This window comes from Flavobacterium psychrophilum (assembly GCA_001708385.1).
GTDB lineage: Bacteria > Bacteroidota > Bacteroidia > Flavobacteriales > Flavobacteriaceae > Flavobacterium > Flavobacterium psychrophilum_A.
The window spans coordinates 2,991,053-3,011,694 of record CP012388.1 but is presented as its reverse complement, the minus strand read 5'-3'; the positions used below and the strand labels follow the sequence as shown (position 1 = coordinate 3,011,694).

At 35.4% G+C, this 20,642-nt stretch carries 19 protein-coding genes and 2 pseudogenes; 13 read left to right on the top strand and 8 right to left on the bottom strand.

Annotation, left to right across the window (positions count from 1 at the left end; all coding sequences use genetic code 11):
- Window positions 1-6 precede the first annotated feature (6 nt).
- Window positions 7-1,344, top strand: coding sequence for an ankyrin (locus ALW18_13185; GenBank protein ID AOE53388.1), 1,338 nt, complete (start codon window positions 7-9; stop codon window positions 1,342-1,344).
- A gap of 138 nt (window positions 1,345-1,482) precedes the next feature.
- Window positions 1,483-2,337, top strand: a complete 855-nt coding sequence (locus ALW18_13180) for an esterase (GenBank protein ID AOE53387.1) — start codon at window positions 1,483-1,485, stop codon at window positions 2,335-2,337.
- A gap of 52 nt (window positions 2,338-2,389) precedes the next feature.
- On the opposite strand, the gene ALW18_13175 is transcribed toward ALW18_13180, so the two are convergent.
- The 3 genes from ALW18_13175 to ALW18_13165 all read right to left on the bottom strand — a co-directional run bounded on the left by ALW18_13175 (window position 2,390) and on the right by ALW18_13165 (window position 3,993).
- A complete protein-coding gene (locus tag ALW18_13175) occupies window positions 2,390-2,770 on the bottom strand; it encodes a hypothetical protein (protein ID AOE53386.1) in 381 nt (126 codons plus the stop codon).
- A 216-nt stretch (window positions 2,771-2,986) separates the two neighbouring features.
- Window positions 2,987-3,196 carry a hypothetical protein gene (locus ALW18_13170; GenBank protein AOE53385.1) on the bottom strand — a complete coding sequence of 70 codons (210 nt, stop codon included), beginning with the start codon at window positions 3,194-3,196 and terminating at the stop codon, window positions 2,987-2,989.
- 236 nt (window positions 3,197-3,432) lie between these two features.
- Window positions 3,433-3,993: a hypothetical protein gene (locus ALW18_13165; GenBank protein ID AOE53384.1), complete on the bottom strand. Its 561-nt coding sequence runs from the start codon at window positions 3,991-3,993 to the stop codon at window positions 3,433-3,435.
- A gap of 187 nt (window positions 3,994-4,180) precedes the next feature.
- Between ALW18_13165 and ALW18_13160 the strand changes: the two genes are divergently transcribed.
- A complete protein-coding gene (locus tag ALW18_13160; GenBank protein AOE53383.1) occupies window positions 4,181-4,792 on the top strand; it encodes a hypothetical protein in 612 nt (203 codons plus the stop codon).
- 253 nt (window positions 4,793-5,045) lie between these two features.
- On the opposite strand, the gene ALW18_13155 is transcribed toward ALW18_13160, so the two are convergent.
- From ALW18_13155 to ALW18_13145, 3 genes are all read right to left on the bottom strand, one after another.
- Window positions 5,046-6,287: a hypothetical protein gene (locus ALW18_13155; protein AOE54410.1), complete on the bottom strand. Its 1,242-nt coding sequence runs from the start codon at window positions 6,285-6,287 to the stop codon at window positions 5,046-5,048.
- Between the two features lie 88 nt (window positions 6,288-6,375).
- On the bottom strand, window positions 6,376-7,560 hold the full coding sequence (locus tag ALW18_13150) for a hypothetical protein (protein AOE53382.1): 1,185 nt from the start codon (window positions 7,558-7,560) through the stop codon (window positions 6,376-6,378).
- Between the two features lie 198 nt (window positions 7,561-7,758).
- Window positions 7,759-7,977 carry a hypothetical protein gene (locus tag ALW18_13145; GenBank protein ID AOE53381.1) on the bottom strand — a complete coding sequence of 73 codons (219 nt, stop codon included), beginning with the start codon at window positions 7,975-7,977 and terminating at the stop codon, window positions 7,759-7,761.
- 165 nt (window positions 7,978-8,142) lie between these two features.
- Here ALW18_13145 and ALW18_13140 point away from each other — a divergent pair, with 165 nt between their 5' ends.
- The 9 genes and pseudogenes from ALW18_13140 (at window position 8,143) to ALW18_13100 (ending at window position 17,052) form a co-directional block, all read left to right on the top strand.
- Entirely contained in the window at window positions 8,143-9,957 is a 1,815-nt protein-coding gene (locus ALW18_13140) for a regulator of cell autolysis (protein ID AOE53380.1), read from the top strand.
- Complete coding sequence (locus ALW18_13135; GenBank protein ID AOE53379.1) at window positions 9,957-10,703, top strand: response regulator; 747 nt, start codon at window positions 9,957-9,959, stop codon at window positions 10,701-10,703. The genes ALW18_13140 and ALW18_13135 overlap by 1 nt, the downstream gene beginning before the upstream one ends.
- A gap of 192 nt (window positions 10,704-10,895) precedes the next feature.
- On the top strand, window positions 10,896-11,456 hold the full coding sequence (locus ALW18_13130; GenBank protein AOE54409.1) for a cyclic nucleotide-binding protein: 561 nt from the start codon (window positions 10,896-10,898) through the stop codon (window positions 11,454-11,456).
- Between the two features lie 75 nt (window positions 11,457-11,531).
- Window positions 11,532-12,221 (top strand): abortive infection protein, encoded by a 690-nt coding sequence (locus ALW18_13125; protein ID AOE53378.1) that lies wholly within the window; start codon window positions 11,532-11,534, stop codon window positions 12,219-12,221.
- 65 nt (window positions 12,222-12,286) lie between these two features.
- Entirely contained in the window at window positions 12,287-13,081 is a 795-nt protein-coding gene (locus ALW18_13120) for a hypothetical protein (protein AOE53377.1), read from the top strand.
- A gap of 71 nt (window positions 13,082-13,152) precedes the next feature.
- Entirely contained in the window at window positions 13,153-14,013 is an 861-nt protein-coding gene (locus ALW18_13115; protein AOE53376.1) for an abortive infection protein, read from the top strand.
- 271 nt (window positions 14,014-14,284) lie between these two features.
- Window positions 14,285-15,331 carry a hypothetical protein gene (locus ALW18_13110; protein AOE53375.1) on the top strand — a complete coding sequence of 349 codons (1,047 nt, stop codon included), beginning with the start codon at window positions 14,285-14,287 and terminating at the stop codon, window positions 15,329-15,331.
- Between the two features lie 88 nt (window positions 15,332-15,419).
- Window positions 15,420-15,884, top strand: coding sequence for a hypothetical protein (locus tag ALW18_13105; GenBank protein AOE53374.1), 465 nt, complete (start codon window positions 15,420-15,422; stop codon window positions 15,882-15,884).
- A 109-nt stretch (window positions 15,885-15,993) separates the two neighbouring features.
- Window positions 15,994-17,052: pseudogene (locus ALW18_13100) on the top strand (hypothetical protein).
- A gap of 123 nt (window positions 17,053-17,175) precedes the next feature.
- Here ALW18_13100 and ALW18_13095 read toward each other — a convergent pair.
- Entirely contained in the window at window positions 17,176-18,375 is a 1,200-nt protein-coding gene (locus tag ALW18_13095) for a sugar transporter (protein AOE53373.1), read from the bottom strand.
- A 176-nt stretch (window positions 18,376-18,551) separates the two neighbouring features.
- Window positions 18,552-19,031 (bottom strand): annotated as a pseudogene (locus ALW18_13090) (hypothetical protein).
- 206 nt (window positions 19,032-19,237) lie between these two features.
- On the opposite strand from ALW18_13090, the gene ALW18_13085 reads away from it, so the two are divergent.
- Entirely contained in the window at window positions 19,238-20,584 is a 1,347-nt protein-coding gene (locus ALW18_13085) for a hypothetical protein (protein AOE53372.1), read from the top strand.
- Window positions 20,585-20,642 lie beyond the last annotated feature (58 nt).

Here is a 20,642-nt window from a genome sequence, read left to right as displayed (position 1 = left end):
TTAAATATGTCAATGTCATTTATAATTGCCTGTGAATCGGGCAAACGAAAAATAGCTGAGCTACTGCTTAAAAACAACGAGGTAGATGTAAAATACACCGATGAAAAAGGCAGGACGGCACTGCACTACGCCGCACACAATGGTTACCTTGATATTGTTAAGGGTCTTGTTGAGCAGGGTGCCGATATTAATTACGAAGACCATAACGGCGAAACACCGCTATACTTTGCCTGTCTTCTTAAACAGAAACAAGTTGCCTTATACCTTATTGAACAGGGAGCATCCATTACAGTTAATGATCATAAAGGAAATAGTTTATTGCATTTAACTGCCAGCTTAGGCCAGGTAGATGTCCTTGAGAAATTAATGGATAATGGCTTGGGTACCGACCTAGAAAACAACGAAGCCGAAACTCCAGCGATGCTTGCTGCGTATTGCGGACACAGAGAGGTAATAAACAAACTTGCCGACCGTGGTGCGAACCTCAACACTGTAGATAAAAACGGCAACACCGCACTGCTTTTTGCTGTACAGTCTAAAAACTTACAGGCCGTACAGGCTCTTGTTGAAAAAGGTGCCGATGTGAATCACCTTAACCAACGAGGTGAAAGCCCAATGCTGCTGGCATGTTACCAGAATAATAATCTGATTATTAAATACCTGTTGGTAAATGGTGCAGATACAACCGTTTCATCGAACAATGGCCTCTCTCCTATCTGGTATGCATGTAATAATAACCAGAAGGAAATTGTCAGTTTGTTTATAGAGCATGGTATTGATGTTAATTACAGCAAACCTCTTGCAGGAAATGATAATGATATGGGATCATACCTTGACTGGGTATTAACCACCAACGATCTTGCTGCCGATAGTAATTTCAACTTAGATTCTGGGGCTCATGGTGCTGAGAGCCTGTTGCACGTTGCTGTTAAAAACGGACATTTAAGCATGGTTAAACTATTAATAGATAAAGGTGCTGTCGTAAATATTCAGGATCAAAGTGGCAATACTCCTTTACATTATGCTGCTGCCGGAGGTAAAAAGGACATCGTTAAATACCTGTTAGAAAAAGATGCCGACGCTTCTTTAATTAATGTGAAAGAGCAGAAAGCAATTGATTATTCTAACACCAAAGGCTTTAACGAAATCACAGAGATGTTATTGAGCAAGAGTCCTAATGACATTGCTAAAATGAAACCCGTTCAGCAGGAAGCTGCACCAGTTGCCGGGAACGGCGTAGCAAACAAAAAACAGGCCTTAATGGACATAAAAGACCTGTTAGATGCCGGCATCCTTACACAGGATGAATTTGATGCTGAAAAACAAAAGATACTCCAGGGGTAAAAATATCTCATTTAAAAAAATGCTCTGGTTCACCGGAGCATTTTTATTTTATAACCCCGACAATTGTACCTGTATACTCATCCAATAATTCGTATCAGAAGAGTACATTTGCAATCATCAATAGAAGAATATATTTCAATGAAAGCAGCAATCCTAGTAAGCATAACGTTTTTTTTTTCAATTTATAGCTACTCACAGTCTAAAAACAGTAAGCCCTTTGTTATGGGAGTTGTTGAGGAACTCTACTCGAAAGAACTCAAAGAAAAGAGGATTTTAAATATTTACCTGCCCGAAGGATATTCAAAAAATGACACATTAAAATATCCTATTGTCTACCTTCTTGACGGATCTGCCAATGAAGATTTTATTCACGTCGCAGGACTTTATCAATTTAATAGTTTTGAATGGGTAGATCGGGTGCCGAAGTCTATAGTAGTAGGTATCGCTACTGTAGATAGAAAAAGGGATTATACTTACCCAACCTCTGTTAAAGAAGACAAGGAAAAGTATCCAACAACAGGACATTCAGAATCATTCATTGCATTTATAGAAAAAGAACTACAGCCTTTTATTGAGAAAAACTATAAAGCGAACAACGATAAAACTATCATTGGCCAATCATTAGGAGGCTTGTTAGCTACTGAGATTATCCTGAAAAAGCCGCAGCTTTTTAATAGATATATAATCATAAGTCCTAGCCTGTGGTGGGATAACGGATCAATACTAAACCTAAATTCAGACATATTAGAGAGCAATTCTACTCGTAAAACCTCCATTTACATTGGGGTTGGAAAGGAAGGACTTGCACCTACTAAAATACCACGCGTTATGGAAGTAGACGCTAATATACTCGCAGATAAATTAAAGGGTACTAAAAGTAAAGCCGCAAATGTATATTTTGATTATTTGCCGCACGAAGATCATGCTACCATTTCGCACCAGGCAATAGCTAACGCGTTACGGTTTTTATATACTCGTGATAAAAAGCAATAAAAAATGCCTCAGTTTTTCTGAGGCATTTTTTATTTTATAATCAGCAGGCAAATTAGCTCGCCATATTGTTTTCGAAAACATCGGCCTCGTCCGGGAATACAAAAGGATTATCCGCAAAATCCAATGTCTCTGATCTGGAAACATATTTCAATATCTCGTTAATACCTTTTTTCAGACTAAGTTCGGTAGAATATTTACGGCTGGTAGCCAATACAAGCCCACCTTTAGACAGCCTGAAGAAATATTTACCCGAAGCGGTACTGTTTTTAGTAAACGCAAACAGTTCTATATTATCCCTGATCGCGGCTATCATAAGCTCACAATCTGATTTTTGCTTACAGCTAATACTGGTAAAAATAGTTTTACCTTTTCTAGATGTAAATACAAATTTATAGTCACCGTTATATCGTTTGCTAATTACAAACACCCCCATAGTTCAAAAAAAATTATCCGAAAATCATATCCTGAAGCGCTACTCCCCTGTATCTCTCTTCATCGTTCAACACTTCAAAACTACACAAATATTAGCCTGTATAAGCAGCCTTGCAGCAATACTTATTAAGAAAATGAATTCCCGGTGCGTACTATATCTGTATATATTTTCTAATCAGAAAAATAGGGATACAGTACAAATACAGACATTTTAAACTTATGCACTTAGTGGAATCTGAGGATAAATTTCTCTTAGTCTTTTTTTGAAAATATTCAGAGCCTGTTCTGTTTCAGCAAGAATTTTGTAACGCGCTCCCTGCTCGTAAGTTGTTCTTTCAAATGAAAGATTATTTCTTTTTAACATACGCTCAATTAGGTCGTGGTCGATAACGTGTTTGTACAACGTTCTAAAAATAGTGATGTGCATGGCTATAGTATTTTAGGTTATCAATAATTACTTCAAGGCCTTTTATTGCTGTTATTCAGACAACTTTCATCCTTCTTTCATAAAAGTAATTAGAAACTTTTTTATGAGGATAAGCCTTAATAAAACTTTAGCATTTCCGCAAAGACTTAACAATGACTACCCACTTACGTAACATACACAAACAAAAAGCTTTAGTTTTCACTAAAGCTTTGCCATATTATTTGAATAATCTGTTTTTAGTAGTACAATCTAAAATCAAGGAGCTTGCAAAGTGCATAGTGCTTTTGGTGCAATTCTTCCACTATACCCGTTACATCGTCATCTTCCTGAAACAGGCTAAAGAAAGCTTTATCGAGTCCTGTGCTCGTTAAGCTGCTAAACTTCTCACCATAGCCCGATATTGCTTTTGCACCTGTAACATCTAGAAAATATTGGGCTTCCTCCTCTGTAAGGTCTAATATCTTTGCGTTGGCAAAGTGAAGTATCTTACCCTTTAGTTTACCTTCAAAAAGTTCTGCTATTTCTTCAAGGCTGTAATAGTAACCATTAAGGCAAATAGTATTGGGTTCACCGCGCATTATAAGATAGATAATTTCGTAATTAGGGAAATTTTCATCCTCATAAAGCAACGCGCTTAAACTCTCTTCCAGGCCTTCTATAGTATCGCAGGTTTTATAAATGCTGTCAATTCCTTCGTCAAATGCCAGTTGTTCCAGATTTTTAAGTACTTCGCTGGTGCTTTCTACCTCAACATCTTCAACACCCTCCAGGCAGAAAATAAATTTATCAAAATCCATATCGTTAGCTGTAATATCAATATACACAAATGTATGATTAATACTTATTACTTACTATACCGTTACGAAAACACCTATATACATCTCAGTAAAACTCTTTAATTTATATTTCTATAACACTCACATTCTAAATAACCTAAAAACACAACAAATAGGAAAAATTGGATAAAAATAATATATTCGTGAAATGAAATATTTAGAGAAAATTCAGGGGCTGCTCCCACTGGGTTATTTATACCTGATTCTTTTAGGGCTATTGAAGGAAAGTCTTTTATATTATCCGTTGGGAATTAATATTGTTGACTACTCTTCCATTACAGATATTCTGATCAGTCCGATATCAGACATGACATCAAATCCCATACTAATAATTATCACAGTTGTTGTAATCATAGTTTTCTTTATTATTCAGACAATCTTAGTTCAGAACAGTCATACAAAATGGGCGAAGAAAGTTTTGGGGGAGAATAGATTTAGCGACGAAACCAGTAAAAGAGATATACAAAAGGCCCTTTTACCCGTCTTTATTTTATTTGTTGCTTTTGAACTATTAGCTATATTTATAGGAATGGGCCTGGGAAGAGGAAGAGAGATAGTAAAGAAAATAAACAACAATGAGTTGCACTATCACCATAAGGCAATTTTCAATTCCGGCGCCCCTGAGAATATTCATATCATTGGTATAAACAGTTCCTATTGCTTTTATGTTTCACGAGGAAACAAGAATGTCAAAATAGCGCCTGTAGGAACAATCAACAACCTGGAAATACTTAAACAAAAAAAGAATGACGAAAAATAACAAATTAGCCGATCAAACTAATGAGCAATTAATTCAAAATGAGAAGAAGGTTAAAGCAATTACGCTTTTATTTTTAGGCGGATTATTCCTTTTGTTTTTGATTACGATATATCTAACATACCGCAACGGATTTACGCCCTTGTCAATTTTACCTATAACCTTAATGCCTGTGCTTATTGCAAGCATTGGTAATTGGAATGCGCTGAAAAAAGAAATTAAGTCCAGAAATTTATAACATCTGCATTTTTAATATCTACCATAGCATTACATTCTCTTCCTTCCATAAGATAAGGCGAAATTCTTCATAATGGTTACCGTTACCAACAGTATGTTTGTCTCTGTGTCCCTTTCCTAGTTTAAGCTTATGAAGCATTCCTGACGAACTTCCCACCCAAAGAATCTTGCCATCTTCAGAAATTGTCATTCCACTGATAGTTGACCCCAAAAAATGACGCCACAGGCATTTCCCTTCTGCACCAAATGCCTTGATGTATCCGTATGCATCTCCGAGTATATAATAGCCATTTGCAGCAACTCCCGCATAGACTCTCATGCTTTCATCAATAGTTATATATTGATTACTCTCCTTATATTCCTCTACAAAAATCCCATTCAGCTTAGATGTTTCAACCCCTATAGTTACACCGTTATAAAAATGACAGCTATTCGTTATCAATTGTTCATCATTTTTCGAAAAAAGACAGAAATACGGATATTCTGATTGTTGCCCGATACTTCCTATTTCAACACCTGATGAATCCAGCACCCTGTGTACAGAACATTGATCGCCAACAACTATAAATTTATTATCATTAGATAAGGTCGCATTCTCCATATCGATATAAGAATCGGATTCTTCTGCATCAGTATCTAAAACGGGATGAATACGTTTTTCATTATCTTTAGAAATAATAAAGATCCCTTCAGAAGTTGTAAGCAGAACTCTTTCACCATCATTAAATGGTATAAGTTCGGTTACACCAAGATCAGCTGTCTGCTGTAGCGAAAATTTTGCAATTATATCTCCTTCCCACCCTTTGGTAGTAATAACCTCCTTATCCGTTAGAATTGCAAAAACTTCATTACGTTTTGATTTCCCTACAGCATTAATTGCAGAATCCAGTTCAATTACTTCATTTCCATTAAGCATATAAGCCCGCCTCTTTTGATAGGCCGTGCCGGTAAGAAAGATAATTTTTTCGTTTTCTATAAAGTGTAAATGCTCTATACTCTGTGCTTTTTCTTCAAAATACTTTATTAATGGTCCATGTGCGGGCGGGAAATCATTTCTAAATTCATTTACAGTATTAGTACTATTGGCTTTTCTCAACAGCACAACTATTTCATCTGCCAAATGGTCCCGTTTATCTTCCGGCTCCTCACCTTCCCAATTGTCCCATCCGTGAATTTCTCCATAGTCAACCATATCATTTACAGCAGAAGTATACTTCTCCCCGAGCTCATTCCATTCTTTTTTTAAATCTTTAGCTTTTATTTGTTTATCAAAAAAATTAAACTTCATAATTTAAGGATTTATAGATGTTAGGTGAATTTATAAAATTGCTGCTCTATCAGAAATGAAATTATTTAAGATAATCTCCCATATCTGATCGTGATCCTCTGTCATAAAACAGGTCGCTTTCAAAATCAGTTGATATAACAACCACACTTACTTTGGGTTTGTTCAGTAAATTGACATAATGCAGGAATACCTTTTTAATATCGGCCGCTGTTCCGTTTTCGGGAACAAACACCTTTATATCCGTTTCCTTTTCGTAGAGTTCTTTAGGGATATCTACGATTAACTTAACCATTTTATCTTTTGCCTTCCATGAAACCGAGATAGAATTGCTAATAGGCATCATTTCTCCCTGATATACATCTGGCAAACCAATATAATTTATAGCTGCATTAGGCTGAGATTTGTCTATCGTGTGAAATAGCTGAACGATGTATTTTTTATCCAGATCGTCCCTTTTTAGCTTAATAGCCTGTGTTTTATTTTCGGCTGAAGTAACAAATTCAAGTCCGTTAAAATCTACTCCATCAAATTTTGCTGCGTAATTTTGTTTTGCCGGAATGTCAACACCTAGTTTCGAAAATTCAGCTTTCTTTTTATTTTCGTCTAATTCTACAGTAAAGCTTTGTACAGTAGGCTGCATCTCATCACTCTTTACCCCCAGAAAAAGATCAATACCTTGCATGGGGCTCAAGGCTGTTAAATCTTCTTTATTAAAATAAGCTGGTTTAGGAATGGTAAGGTCGAGCTTAGAAACTTCAACCTTTTTAATTTTATCGGTAATCTTTTTACGCTCATTCTGTACGTTTTTCAACTCACTGTAAAATTTATCTTTATCGAGCTGCACAAAATTCAGTGAAAATCTTTTATCATCCTGCGCCGTTCCTATATAGGTGAATTTAATACTCAGCTTATTTCCCGATACCTTCACCGCATAAACGCTATCGACGAGCTGCCCCGTTTCTAACAATCTGCTATCAGTTAATGATTTCAGGTCATCTGTTTTTACCTTTTTAGCAACAGGGTACATAAATTCAAGCTCATCGCCATTTTTATAAATATGATATTGCCTGCTTGCCAAAGCTTCCATATAGCCAAGTGTAATTCCGGTCATAGGCTCTCCGTTTTCCTTAGTAAGCCCGTCAACCACCCAGTATGTTTCTTTTTCCTGACACGAGCTTAGCGTAAAGTTTAAGCACGCAAATAGCACAAGTACGATACCTTTTTTCATAAAAGTAGATTTAAGCATAATTGAAAGTATTTTCTCTCTTAGTTATAAATCAAAAGTAGCGGTATTACTTAAAGCAGTAAGTTAAAGTTTACACAAATTCGTGTAACGCAGTATGCTATTTAAAGACTAAAATACTGATCATAAAATATTGAATCTACTAAAAACAACAAAGCCCCCGCTGTAGCGGGGGCTCTGAGTCAATTAATCCTAAGATAATTATTTTACTTCTGTAGAAGTTTCAGTCTTAACTTCAGTAGTTGTTACTGAATCAGTTGCAGCTGGTGCAGCAGTATCAGCTACAGGCTCAGTTACTACAGTTGAATCAACAGTAGTTGTAGTTTCAGTTGCAGCTTCTTCAGCTTTTTTGTCACCACAGCTTGTTAGAGTTAGAGTTGCAGCAAATAATACAGCGCTTAATACGATTACTTTTTTCATGATGTTATTTTTAAAGATTATTTTTTTCGATTTATATCTGAGACAAATGTATTTCATAATGCAACCTGTTTTTTAGAGAAATGGTGAAACGAGCTTTTCACTTGGTAAAAGCAATAGGAAAACGGTGTAAATTTAAATTACCTTTACATTACTAATACTATTACGATGCGCAGCTTCACAGCTATACTACCTATATTGTTACTATTGCTTCAAATTCCTGCAGAATTAAAAGCACAGGAAACAGCTCCTAAAAAGAAGGAGGCACCGGCCGAATTAAAAAAAGCAGCCACAAACCTGGAAAGATCATTACTTGAAAATGACAATTCTAAAATTGCATACAACTACGAACTTTTAGCACAGGGATTTATAGATAAGGATGATTTTGCAAAGGCCGAAGAAAACTTATTTAAAGCACTTGAAATTTATACTGCTGCAAAAAACATTTCGGCAAGAGCCCGGTTGATCAGGAATATTGCTAAAGTACAGGAATCGCAAAACAAGCTACGCGCCGCCGCTAAGAATTATAAGACTGCTGAGTTAACAGCTACAGACAAAACGTCTAAAACATTAAACTCCAATGATTACAACCGCCTGAAGAACGCGGGAAATGCCGAACTTGAAGATAAGTACTTAAATGCTAATATAGCGTTGCTTAATAAAAATGACAAAAAAGGTGAAATAGCAGACACCTATATTCAGCAGGCAGAACTGAGCCTTAAAAAAAGCGACAGTACCAACGCACTGGAAAAATACCAGCTGGCACTGCCGTACACCAAAAACATTCCCGGCAAAGCAATAAATATATATAATGAAATTGCAAAGCTGCATGTCTCGGCAAAGCGCTATCCCGAGGCGGTTGAAGTAGTAAAAGAATTGCTGGAAAAGGTCAAAAAAATAAAAGACTACGAAACAGAAGTAGCGCAACTGCAATATATCGCTTCTATCTATTTTAATATGGGTGACGATGCCGATGCTGTAAATGCTTTAAAAGAATCGTATACGATCGCGTCTGCCAACGGACAAACTTTTGCTGCCCGCGAAAGCATTATACTGCTTATCGAATATTATAAAACTACCGGCGACGAAAAAGCAATTATGGAACTGAACGAGGAATTTCTTAAGAATCTTGATCGCATAATTTTATCTGACAATTCACTGACCGACGCTAAAACATTTAAGGTAACCGAAGAAAGAATACGAAACCTGGAAAATGAAAAGATGTTTAAGGATGAGCTTATCAGCCGTAAAAACACTTTCAACTACTTTTTATTAGGTGCCATGATATTGTTATTGTTATTCTTTGGTTTCATCGTTAAGACCTTATATTCTATAAAAACCAAGAACAAAGAAATTGCACTTCAGTCCTTAAGACGCGAAATGAACCCACATTTTTTGTTTAACAGCCTTAATAGTGTTAACCAGTTTATAGCCCAAAACAACGAACTTGAAGCAAACAAATATCTTACGTCCTACTCTAACCTGATGCGTAATACGATGGAAAATTCCAATAAGGATTTTGTTACATTAGGCAACGAGATTGAAAACCTCACGAAATACCTTGAACTGGAACACCTGCGATTTAAAGACAAATTCGATTTTGAAGTCAATGTTGATGAGAAGCTGGATAATGAAACCATCTGGGTTCCCAATATGATTGTTCAGCCACATTTGGAGAATGCTATCTGGCACGGACTTCGCTATAAAGAAGGCAAAGGATTGCTTAAAATGAATGTTACTCTTGATGGCAAGAAAATACTAATCACCGTTGACGACGATGGTATTGGCCCAACCAAAAGCAGCGAACTTAAAACGCACAACCAAAAGGTACATAATTCACGCGGGCTAACGAACACTAAAGAACGTATGACCTTATTAAACGAGTTGTACAAAACTAAAATGAGTTTTGCTGTAACCGAAAAGAAGAGCCCTGAAACCGGAACTATTGTTTATATTACATTCCCTATAATAACCAAACCATAATGAGTTTTACAAAAATAAGAAGCGTAATTGTAGAAGATGAAACTGCTGCCAGGGAAGTATTGCGCAGCTACCTTACCAAATATTGCCCGCAGGTAGAGATTGTTGGTGAGGCACAAAACAGCAGGGAAGCTATTCCCCTATTGCATGAACTTGAACCTCAGCTTGTTTTTCTGGATGTCGAAATGCCATTTGGCAATGCTTTCGACGTGCTTGAAGCTTGCAGCACCCTTAGTTTTGAAACCATTTTTGTTACTGCTTTTTCTGAATATTCGCTTAAGGCATTAAACAGAAGCGCGGCTTATTACCTGCTTAAGCCAATTAGTATAGAAGAACTTATTGTTGCAGTTAATAAGGTGCATGAACAGGTAATGAATAAGGAACTGTTTAATCGCAATAAGGTGATCGTAGAAAACTTCAGGGAACCTAAAGCCGAAAAACAACAGGTTATATTACCTACCATGGAAGGTTTTGAAATTGTAAAAATGGAAGAGATCGTCCGCCTGAAAGGCAATGGCAATTTTACCGATCTTTACCTTACCAATGGCTCTAAAAAAATGGCATGCCGTTTTCTGAAACATTTTTCAGAGATGTTACCGCTTCCTTTTTTAAGGGTTCACAAATCGCACATTGTAAATCTCAACTTTGTTAAGCTTTACAATAAAGGCGGATATATAACTTTAGAAGATGGTGCCGAAGTTGAAATATCTCCTACTTACAAAGAAGATTTCTTAAAGAATTTTAAATAATCCCTTATAATTTATACCGGGACTAAATCCAGAATCCGCAGGTTTTTCAACAGTATGCATTTATCACTGGGCTTATAGAAATTACTATATGCATTTTGGTATATTCGCAAGAGTGAAATTAATTTATCTTATAACGCCAACCCAAACCGGGTGGATTGAAGCAATTGCATGGAAGAACCTACACCCGAAAAAATAAAGGAAGTATTTGACCAATATTATAAGGCAGATTTAGATTTATGGATAGAATTTACAAAGCAGGTTAAAGCGCGGTCTTTCGTTAAAAATGAAATAATTAAAGACTATAATAAAACCGAAAAATACATCAATACTTTAATTTCCGGTTCAGTTGCACATTTTGTGTTAGCTAATGAAAAGGATATCTGTATTAACCTCTACTACGAAAACCAGATTTTCAGTGACTACCTTTCATTTCTTACACAATCTCCAACGGTTATCAAAACCGAATGCCTGGAAGACTCAATAGTCTGGTCAATTAGGCATGACGACTTATATAATTTGTACTCACGATCATCGAAAAGCTTTTTAATCGGCAAAGCGATTTCAGAAGCCATGTTTATCCGGAAGCAATCTGAACAAATAAACCTGTTGACACTATCGCCTACAGAACGTTACTTGAAACTTATAAAAGAGCGCCCGGAAATTGTGCAGAGAACACCGTTAAAAATAATTGCATCCTACCTTGGCATTACTGCAGAAAGCCTTAGCCGTATTCGAAAAAAAATCTCACGATAATTTCACTTCTTACCCATCGTCAATTTTTTAAAGAATTCGAATCTATAATTTTGGGGTATAATTAAAACAAAATCTATGAAAGCCAAGGTTAATTATCTCGCAGTACTAACGTTTTATATCATTGCAATTTCATTACGCTACCTAACAAATAAGACTCCAATTTTAGATGGGGTATCTAACACGTTTTTAAAAATAGTTCTTCAGGCTGCCGGCCCTGCTATAGGCGCACTTGTTGCCTTTTCATTGTTCAAAATAAAACCTCAGCTTTCTTTAAAAGGAAACTATAACACGATAAGCATTCCTGCCTTTTTGTATTGGGGGCTGCCTATTGCATTAATAGTAGGTGTAGAATATTTGGCTAAAGGAACAGTTTCATTTGTTGCAGTTTCAGCCATTTTAATTTATGGCCTATTGGAAGAAATAGGCTGGAGAGGATTTTTGCAGCAGGAACTCAAATCCCTGACTCCATTTTTTAATATTTTAATCGTTGCAACATTGTGGTTTATATGGCATCTTAACTTTGAGATGACATCTTCAAACCTGATGTTTTTCGGAATTTTAGTATTAGGAAGCTGGGGTATTGGAAAAATTGCAGACAGCACACATTCGTTACTTGCAGTATCGGCATTTCATTCCCTAAATAACTTTTTCCCGGAAATGAATAGCACCAGAATGATACTACTTTCAACACTATTGTCAATATGGGTAATTTCTTTAATCGTTAGGAAAAAACAGTTGAAAACTAATCTAAATAATATCAACTAATAGATATCAACTGTCATTGTAAAATATGTAATTTGGCTCCTGAAATTGCACTTAATATTTCATAAATGTACGAACTGCAAAAAGATAAATATCTAGGTAATACTAAAAGCATTTTTAACACCTCACAAGGAATTTCGGTAGTTGAAACTGAATATAAAACCAAGGTTTACGAAGGTTGGCATTCGCATAATAATGCTCACATCACTCTTTTTCTAAAAGGCGGAACGTCTGAAAAAAGAAAAAAGTCAAATACTGTTGTAGGACCTGGCTCCCTACTATTTTATCACAGTGATGAATTACATTTAAATGAAGACACGCTTTTCCCTTCTAAAAATATCAATATTGAAATTGAAGAGAACCTGTTGAAAGAACTGCAAATTAGTGAGGCGATCATTGAAAATTCCATCCGGAATACTACTTTAACAAAGTTCTTAATTCTAAAAATTTTTAAGGAAAGTTTAGTTGCCGACGCTTTCTCGAACGATACCATTACAATGTTATTTACCCAACTATACAGTACTTCTCATTTGGACCGGTTTGAGAAAAGTCCGTATTGGGTAAAAAGTTTAAACGAATTATTGAATGATTCCTGGAATATGAATCCAAGTTTACATGATTTATCGCAGGTTTTAAATTTAAATCCCATTACGATATCAAAACATTTCCCCAAATATTTTGGCTGTACTTTGGGCGAGTACCTACGCCGTATTAAAATAAACCGTTCGCTTTCTTTAATTCAATCTAACCAGAATAGCTTAACTGAAATCAGTCTTGAATGTGGATTCGCAGATCAAAGCCATTTTATCAGGACTTTTAAAAACCAAACCGGATTTTTACCCAAACATTTTCAAAAATTATAAGAGGCAAATTTCATTCTATTTTTTGTTTTCAGGGCGATTTACATTTGCGTAAATTAATACTTGAACCATCAATGGAAACCTTAACTACAAAACAAAAAATATTTAATTCACCCGTAACAAAGATCGTTCTTGCTCTGCTTGTTTTTATGGCAGTTGTTGTCATTGGGCAGCAAATCGCTTCAAAATTATTATCATTAACTCCCTTGGATAAAAGCCTTAGAAATCTATTAAAAGGGCTATTTGTCTCTTCATTAGCAATCATCAGTTATATTTTCTTTTTTAAAAAGTATGAAAAAAGAGCTATAACAGAATTTTCTGCAAAAGGACTTGCAGGAAATTTCATAATCGGAACCTTTATTGGCTTTGCTTTATTATCGTTAACCGTTTTGGTAATGTACCTCAACGGAAACTATAGCATCGTAGCTGTAAACCCCGTTTCATCTTTAGTAATTCCGTTTTCTATTATGTTTACTGTTGCCATTATCGAAGAGATATTAGTAAGGGGCATTATATTTAGAATTATAGAACAAAGGCTTGGAAGCTATATTTCGCTCCTTATTTCTTCGCTGATATTTGGCGTACTGCATGTGGCAAATCCACACGCCAGCTTTCTTTCGGGATTATGTATAACTTCAGCCGGATTTTTATTGGGTGCCGCTTTTATTTATAATCGTAATTTATGGCTCCCAATTGCGTTACATCTTGCATGGAACTTTACACAATCGGGAATTTTTGGAGCTATAACATCCGGGAATGAGAAAACAAGCAGTTTATTCGAGGCCAGAATACAAGGATCAGAATTGATTACAGGAGGACAATTTGGCCCCGAAGGTTCAATCCAGGCTACATTATTCTGTCTTCTGGGAGCTACCATATTATTAATTTTAAGTAAAAGAAAGAGCCAAATAGTAGATCCATCCTGGAAATCCTAATTTGAATAATCCAATTTTAGAAATTGATTTTGCTTATCAGCTTAAGGAAACTTCCAAGTCATTTTGTTTTGGAGGTTTTTATATTTTTTGATTGGTGGGTATCAAACCTGTAACGTTCTTTTCACCCATCATTGGAATAAATGAGATCGATTTTGTAGTAAAAATATTTCGTATATTCGAATGAAGGGAATAACAGTCGTACAAATCAACAGGAAGTTGAGTTGTTGCGGAAGTCGATAACTACTATAACAACTATCTATTAGCGAAATTAATGATGGAATCAAACCAGTTACTTTTCTTTATTAGTGCCTTGGGCGCTTTCAATGGTTTTATACTTTCGCTGTACTTTGCTGTAAATGCTAAAAAGAAGTTTTTTTCAAATTACTTTTTAGCACTGTTGCTACTTGTTTTGAGTATCAGAATTATTAAGTCGGTATTTTTTCACTTCAATCCTCAGCTATCTAATATCTTCATTCAAATCGGACTATCTGCATGTATTTTAATTGGTCCGTTTCTATTTTTATACCTAACATCATATACCGAAGATGAAAAACCAAATTGGCTAAAGCATGTTCTACCCTATCTGTTAGGAATAACTCTACTGGGATTATTTTACCCTTACATTGAACATAGGGAAACGTGGAGCTGCTGGATTGTAAACGCAATATATTTTCAATGGTTTGTATATATTGTTCTATCCTTAAAATACATTCTGCCAATCATTCGAAATTTCAGACAGAAGGAAAACGTAAAGAAAACAGATATTTGGTTTTTTAGCATCTATGTAGGTGTTGCGATTATATGGTTGGCGTATACTACAGCTGCTTACACGTCTTACATCGTTGGGGCGTTATCATTTACATTTATATTGTACCTGATAGTTTTACTTTTGATTTTTAGAAGTAGCCGCGAAACCACTTTTTTTGAAGAAAAGCCAAAATACAAAAACAAAGAATTAGACGCCGAAAAACTGAATTTGATAGGTCAAAAACTATCGATAATAACCGAAAAAGAACTCTATCTTAATCCTGATTTCAGCCTGGAAGAAGCCGCTAAAGAATTAAAAGTTACAAAGCACTTATTGTCCCAGTATGTAAATGAAATTTTAGGTAAGTCTTTTTCGAACCTTATAAAGGAATACAGAATTGAAAAAGCGAAAAAATTAATAGAAACTGAAAAAAACCTGACGCTGGAAAGTTTAGGTTATGATAGCGGTTTCAGTTCCAAATCAACCTTCTTCACTGCTTTTAAAAAAATAACCGGATTAACCCCTTCCGAATACCAACGATCGTATGAAAATGCCGGTCCGATATTATAAATTAAGAGTTCTACTTTATAATTTAAAACCTTTTAAATAGCCATACCGCAGATATTTGCTCTCATTATTAATGTTTTAAAAAATTAAAATGAGAAAAGTGCTTTTATTTATTTCGGTTAGTTTCTTGTTTGTTAATGCAAATGCCCAGGTAAACGATACTATAAATGACTGGCTGATGATTCAAAAAAAGCTTAGCCTGTATTTAGATGGGCAAGCTACCGGAGATTCAGTTAAAGTAGGTATGTCATTTCATGACTCCTGGCAATTAAAATATATTGCTGACGACAAATTTAATATTGTAACCAAATCCCAATATCTTTCAGGATATAAATCTCCAAATGCCAGATCCAGTAACTGGTCAGGGCGTGTTGTATTTATAGATATTACAAATGCCGTAGCTGTAGCAAAAGTAGAAATTAGTACTTCTAAACTTTTGTTCACCGATTATTTCAATCTCCTGAAAACGAATAAGGGTTGGTTTATTGTAGATAAGATATCTACCAGGACACCCCATAAAATCGTGGAAGTAGAAGCTATTAAACCAAAGGAGTAAGAAATGTTTTATTCCAATTTCAACCTCATAATCCTTAGTAATGAATAAATTGACAGTTGTACTAATTGTCATGACATGCCTATATCCCTCAGGCAGTAGTGCGCAAAATAAAATCCTGTTTGTAACTTCAAATCAGGATTTTTATGGAAATACTGATATCCCTGCCGCCAAACACTTTGAAGAAATTATTGTTCCATATGACATATTTATAAAAGCAGGATATACAGTCGACTTTGTCAGTCCAAAAGGCGGTGCAATACCTATCGGTTATATTAATGCATCTGATAGTTTGCAAAAAAAATATCTATATAACGGTTGGTTCATGGACAAGTTAGAACATACTTTAAAACCTACTGAAATTATTGCCGAAAACTATTCTGCAATATTTTACAGTGGCGGTGGAGCGGCCATGTATGGTGTAGCAGAAGATGCAACTATCCAAAAAATTGCTAGGACTATCTACAACAAAAATGGTGTTGTTTCTGCTATTTGCCACGGAACAGCAGGCATCAGCTACTTAAAAGATGATAACGGAAAATCGCTATATACGGGAAGAAAAATTACAGGATATCCTGATGAGTTTGAAAACAAAGAGGCAAAATATTACAAAACTTTCCCTTTTGCGATAAACACAGCCATTAAAAATAATGAAGGCAATTTTGTGTATTCTAAAAATGGCGGAGATGCTTTTTATATTGTCGATGGCAGATTTGTTACCGGGCAGGATCCAACTTCTGCTTCCAAAGTAGCGAGTGAAGTACTAAAAATTTTAAACGCTAACTTTAAAACCCTCAATGGCAATGCCAAAAGCGATTTAGAACAAATTTCAGCCGTCCTGCTGGATTACATTGAAGGAACAGCTAATGGACAACTTGAAAGGTTACGAAAAGCATTTCATCCAGACTTTAATTTGTATACGGTTGCAAACGATACATTGTGGATACGCTCCGGTGAACAATATATTTTGGATATAAAAGCCGGACAAAAAACAGATAGAATAGGAAATATCCTTTCGGTAGACATCGAAAAAGATGCAGCAATAGCCAAAGCAGAAATCGTAATTCCAAACTGGAGAACTTTTACAGACTATTTTCTATTACTTAAGTACAATGGTTCATGGAAAATAGTACAGAAAAGTTATTCATGGAGAGAACTGCCTCAAAATTGAATAGATGAGATAGTATAAAAAAACTCCTTAATCTCTTAAGGAGTTTTTATTCGCAGTTGAAAACTCAACATATTTGAATTTAAAAGAACAAAATTTTGAGAATATATGCTTGAAAATAATATTTTACACCGCTTTTTTTAGTGGTACTTCTTCTTCATTAACTTCACTAACATCTTTGTCCAGCCAGGCTCGCCAGAAAATCATAATAAGTGCTAATACACCGAAACCAATACCAACCCACGGCGCAATTGATATCCCGTAATGATTAATAAACCAGCCACCGGTAGCAGTGCCAAGTGAAACGCCAAGATTTCCAAAAGAAGTTTGCAGACTATTTGCAAACTCTTTTGCATCTGGAGCAGCTGATACCATATAACCCACACCTATAAGGAAACATGGACCATACATAATTCCCCAAAACCCTACCACAATGGCTACGCTAAGTAGTGAATCAGTAGTATATTGAAATGCAAATGGAACCAGAAATGTACCTGTAAGGAAAAATAAAGTAGTCCAGATCATATACCTGCCTAACAAACGGCCTGCCACAAAGTTAGAAATCACCCCCATGACTCCGAATAGCAATAGCATATAGCTGATTTCCTGCACACTCAGACCTTTTGCTTTAGAAAGATAATCTGCAAAATAACTGTATGAGCAAAACCAGGCAGTTATCAAAAACAGGTTTACAGCGGTTCCTGCGATAAATCCAGGCCGTGTAAGTATGCTCAATTGATTTTTAAAAGATTTAACTTCTCTATTAGGCATGGATGGCAAAAACTTATAAATTATGATCAATGTTGCTAAGATTACCACCCCCTGAATAACATAGCTCAGCTGCCATGTGTAAATACTTGCAATAAATGTGGTGAACGGAATCAGTGTAACCTGTGCAAGGACAATACCACCAATTATAATACTGGTTAACCTCATCTGCATTTGGGGAGAAGCATCTTTTGTTGCTGCAGCAATGACCATTGAAAAGAATGCCGGATGTAATATTGTGGGTAGTATCCTGAGTATCATCAGCAGCCAGAAAGGGGGACTGAAAATTGAGAAAAAGTTAGAAACTAAGAACAGTCCAAGCGCATACATCATAATTTTCTTCTTGTCAAATTTTGAGACATATAAAACCATAAATGGCCCTGTTATAGCAATCGTTAGGGCGAAAATGCTCAACAGATAACCTGCGGTTCCAATATTTATATTATAATATTCCGCTATCTGCGGTAGGATGCCAATCACACCAAATTCTGTACTTATAATTCCGATAACGCCCAAACATCCTATATACGCTATTCTTTTGTTTACAATTAGATTCATATTAAACTGATCAGTTTAAAAAAGGTTAAAAAAATATTATTTGTTATTTAATTCCATTAGGGATTGCGTCATGATTATGCTTTAATCATGGAGATCAAAGTTTCAATCATGTCGTAAATAGTCTTTCTATTTTTATTTAATGCGTAATTTTTGAACAATGCACTAGACGAGCCTGCAAGAAAATCGGCTGTCAATTTTGTATTTAAATCAACTTTAATACATCCTTGCTCCTGCCCAGCCTTTAAAGTTTGAAAGTAGATATCTTCAATCTTTTTCTCACTATTGACCAAAACATGTCGGACACTTTCATCAGTTAGCGCTATTTCAAATGCAATTTTAACTGCCAGGCATATCCTGTCTTCTTTTATGCTCTGATCTACCGCCAAACGTAATATTTGTCTTAAAGTAGCAATGGGATCAGATTGAAGACCATTTAAAATACCTTCATATTCTGATACTTTAGATTTCAGATACTTCGTTAAGCATTTAATAAGCAACGCCCTTTTATCGCCGTATGTGGGGTAAATACTGCTGCGGTTAATTCCCATATGATTCTCCAGGTCAGTGATAGAAGTCACATGATATCCCTGCGTCCAGAAAAGTTCCAGCGCAATGTCTAATTTTTTCTCGTAATCAAATTCCTTAGTTCTTCCCATAACGTTGCAAAGATAATTATAAACTGATCAGTTTATAATTATTTATATCTTTTTTACTTTTGATGATTTGTGTGTAAACATAAAACTCCACAATATCCGGAGAGTGAACTATTTAATTTCTTCATAATACTACACGAAAAATAAACATACAGTCAATGTTCTTTATGTCAATTGAAATTTATTTTTTCAAAACGACAGAAGGTAAGATGAGTTATTTTGTGATAAATACGTTGCTGAAAATTTTGGAAAACAAAAAGAATAGTTTTTATAACCTGAGAACTGAGAGAAACATTAATACTTCGGCAAATGTTAATTTTTTTGGCACAGATTATGTAAACGTTTATATCAACCAATTAATTACACATATGAAACTACTTTATTTACTCTCTGCACTTATGTGCCTTAATTTATCTGTTGCACAAAAAATTACAACTTTTAATAAGGGTAAAGTTGTACAAAAAAACTATAATGTTAGCGTGCCTTACAAGGATATTAAAGGCTTGGTAATAATACAGGCTGTGATAAATGGTAAAGCCTATAATTTTATTGTAGATACAGGGGCAATGAGTGCAATATCGCAACAATTATATAACGAATTGGGGCTAAAATCGGACACAGGGATTGACATTGGCGATTCCAGCAACCTTAGCCAAAAAATGAAACTCACAACACTGCCGCCTGTTCAGCTAGGTGATATTACCTTTAAAGATATACCTGCAGTTGTTGCCGATGAAGATAGCTTTTTTTTTAAATGCCTTGGAATTGACGGATTTATTGGAAGTAATATGCTCCGCAATAGTATAGTGAAATTTTCATATAAAGACAAAACCTTTAGTATTACAGATAAGCTTAAAAACTTTAGCATCTATAAAAAGAAAGGTGCAGATTTATTAAAGGACAAAATACAAAGTAACCCCTATTTATGGGTTGGCTTAAAAAATAATGATATTGAAGGAAGTGAAACCCTCCTATTCGATTCGGGAATGGTTGGGCTATATGATTTGTCATTATCTGCGTACAATACATTTCAAAAAGTTAACCTTTTTACGATACTCCATGAAGCTACTGGAGCCTATACACTAGGCATACACGGTGTTGAAGACCAGAAAGAACATTATATGCTGTTGATACCCGAACTAAACTTCGCAGGTGTTTCTCTTAAAAACATTAAAACCACAACTACCAGCGATACTAAATCGAGAATAGGCAGCCAAATACTAACATACGGAGACATTGTAATTGATTATCCGGGCAGGCAGCTATACTTTAATCCTTACACAGATGGAGCAATAGATCTTGCAGAAAAGAACTGGCCCGTACAACCTATACTTAAAGAAGACAAATTTGTTGTTGGGATAGTATTGTATTCTGCATTTAATGACAGAGTAAATGAAGGGGATGAAATAATAAAGTTTGGAGAAATTGATTATTCAATTATACAGCCTTGTGAAGCATTCAAAATGGATATAAAGCCCACGTCGGATACTGCCATAATAGTTTTAAAAGACATAAAAACCGGCGAGATCAAAAAAGTAGAGCTGATTAAAAAATAAGGCACCTTTTTTAATTTTATGCGATTCACCTACTTGGCCAGTAAAGCTATGTATACGA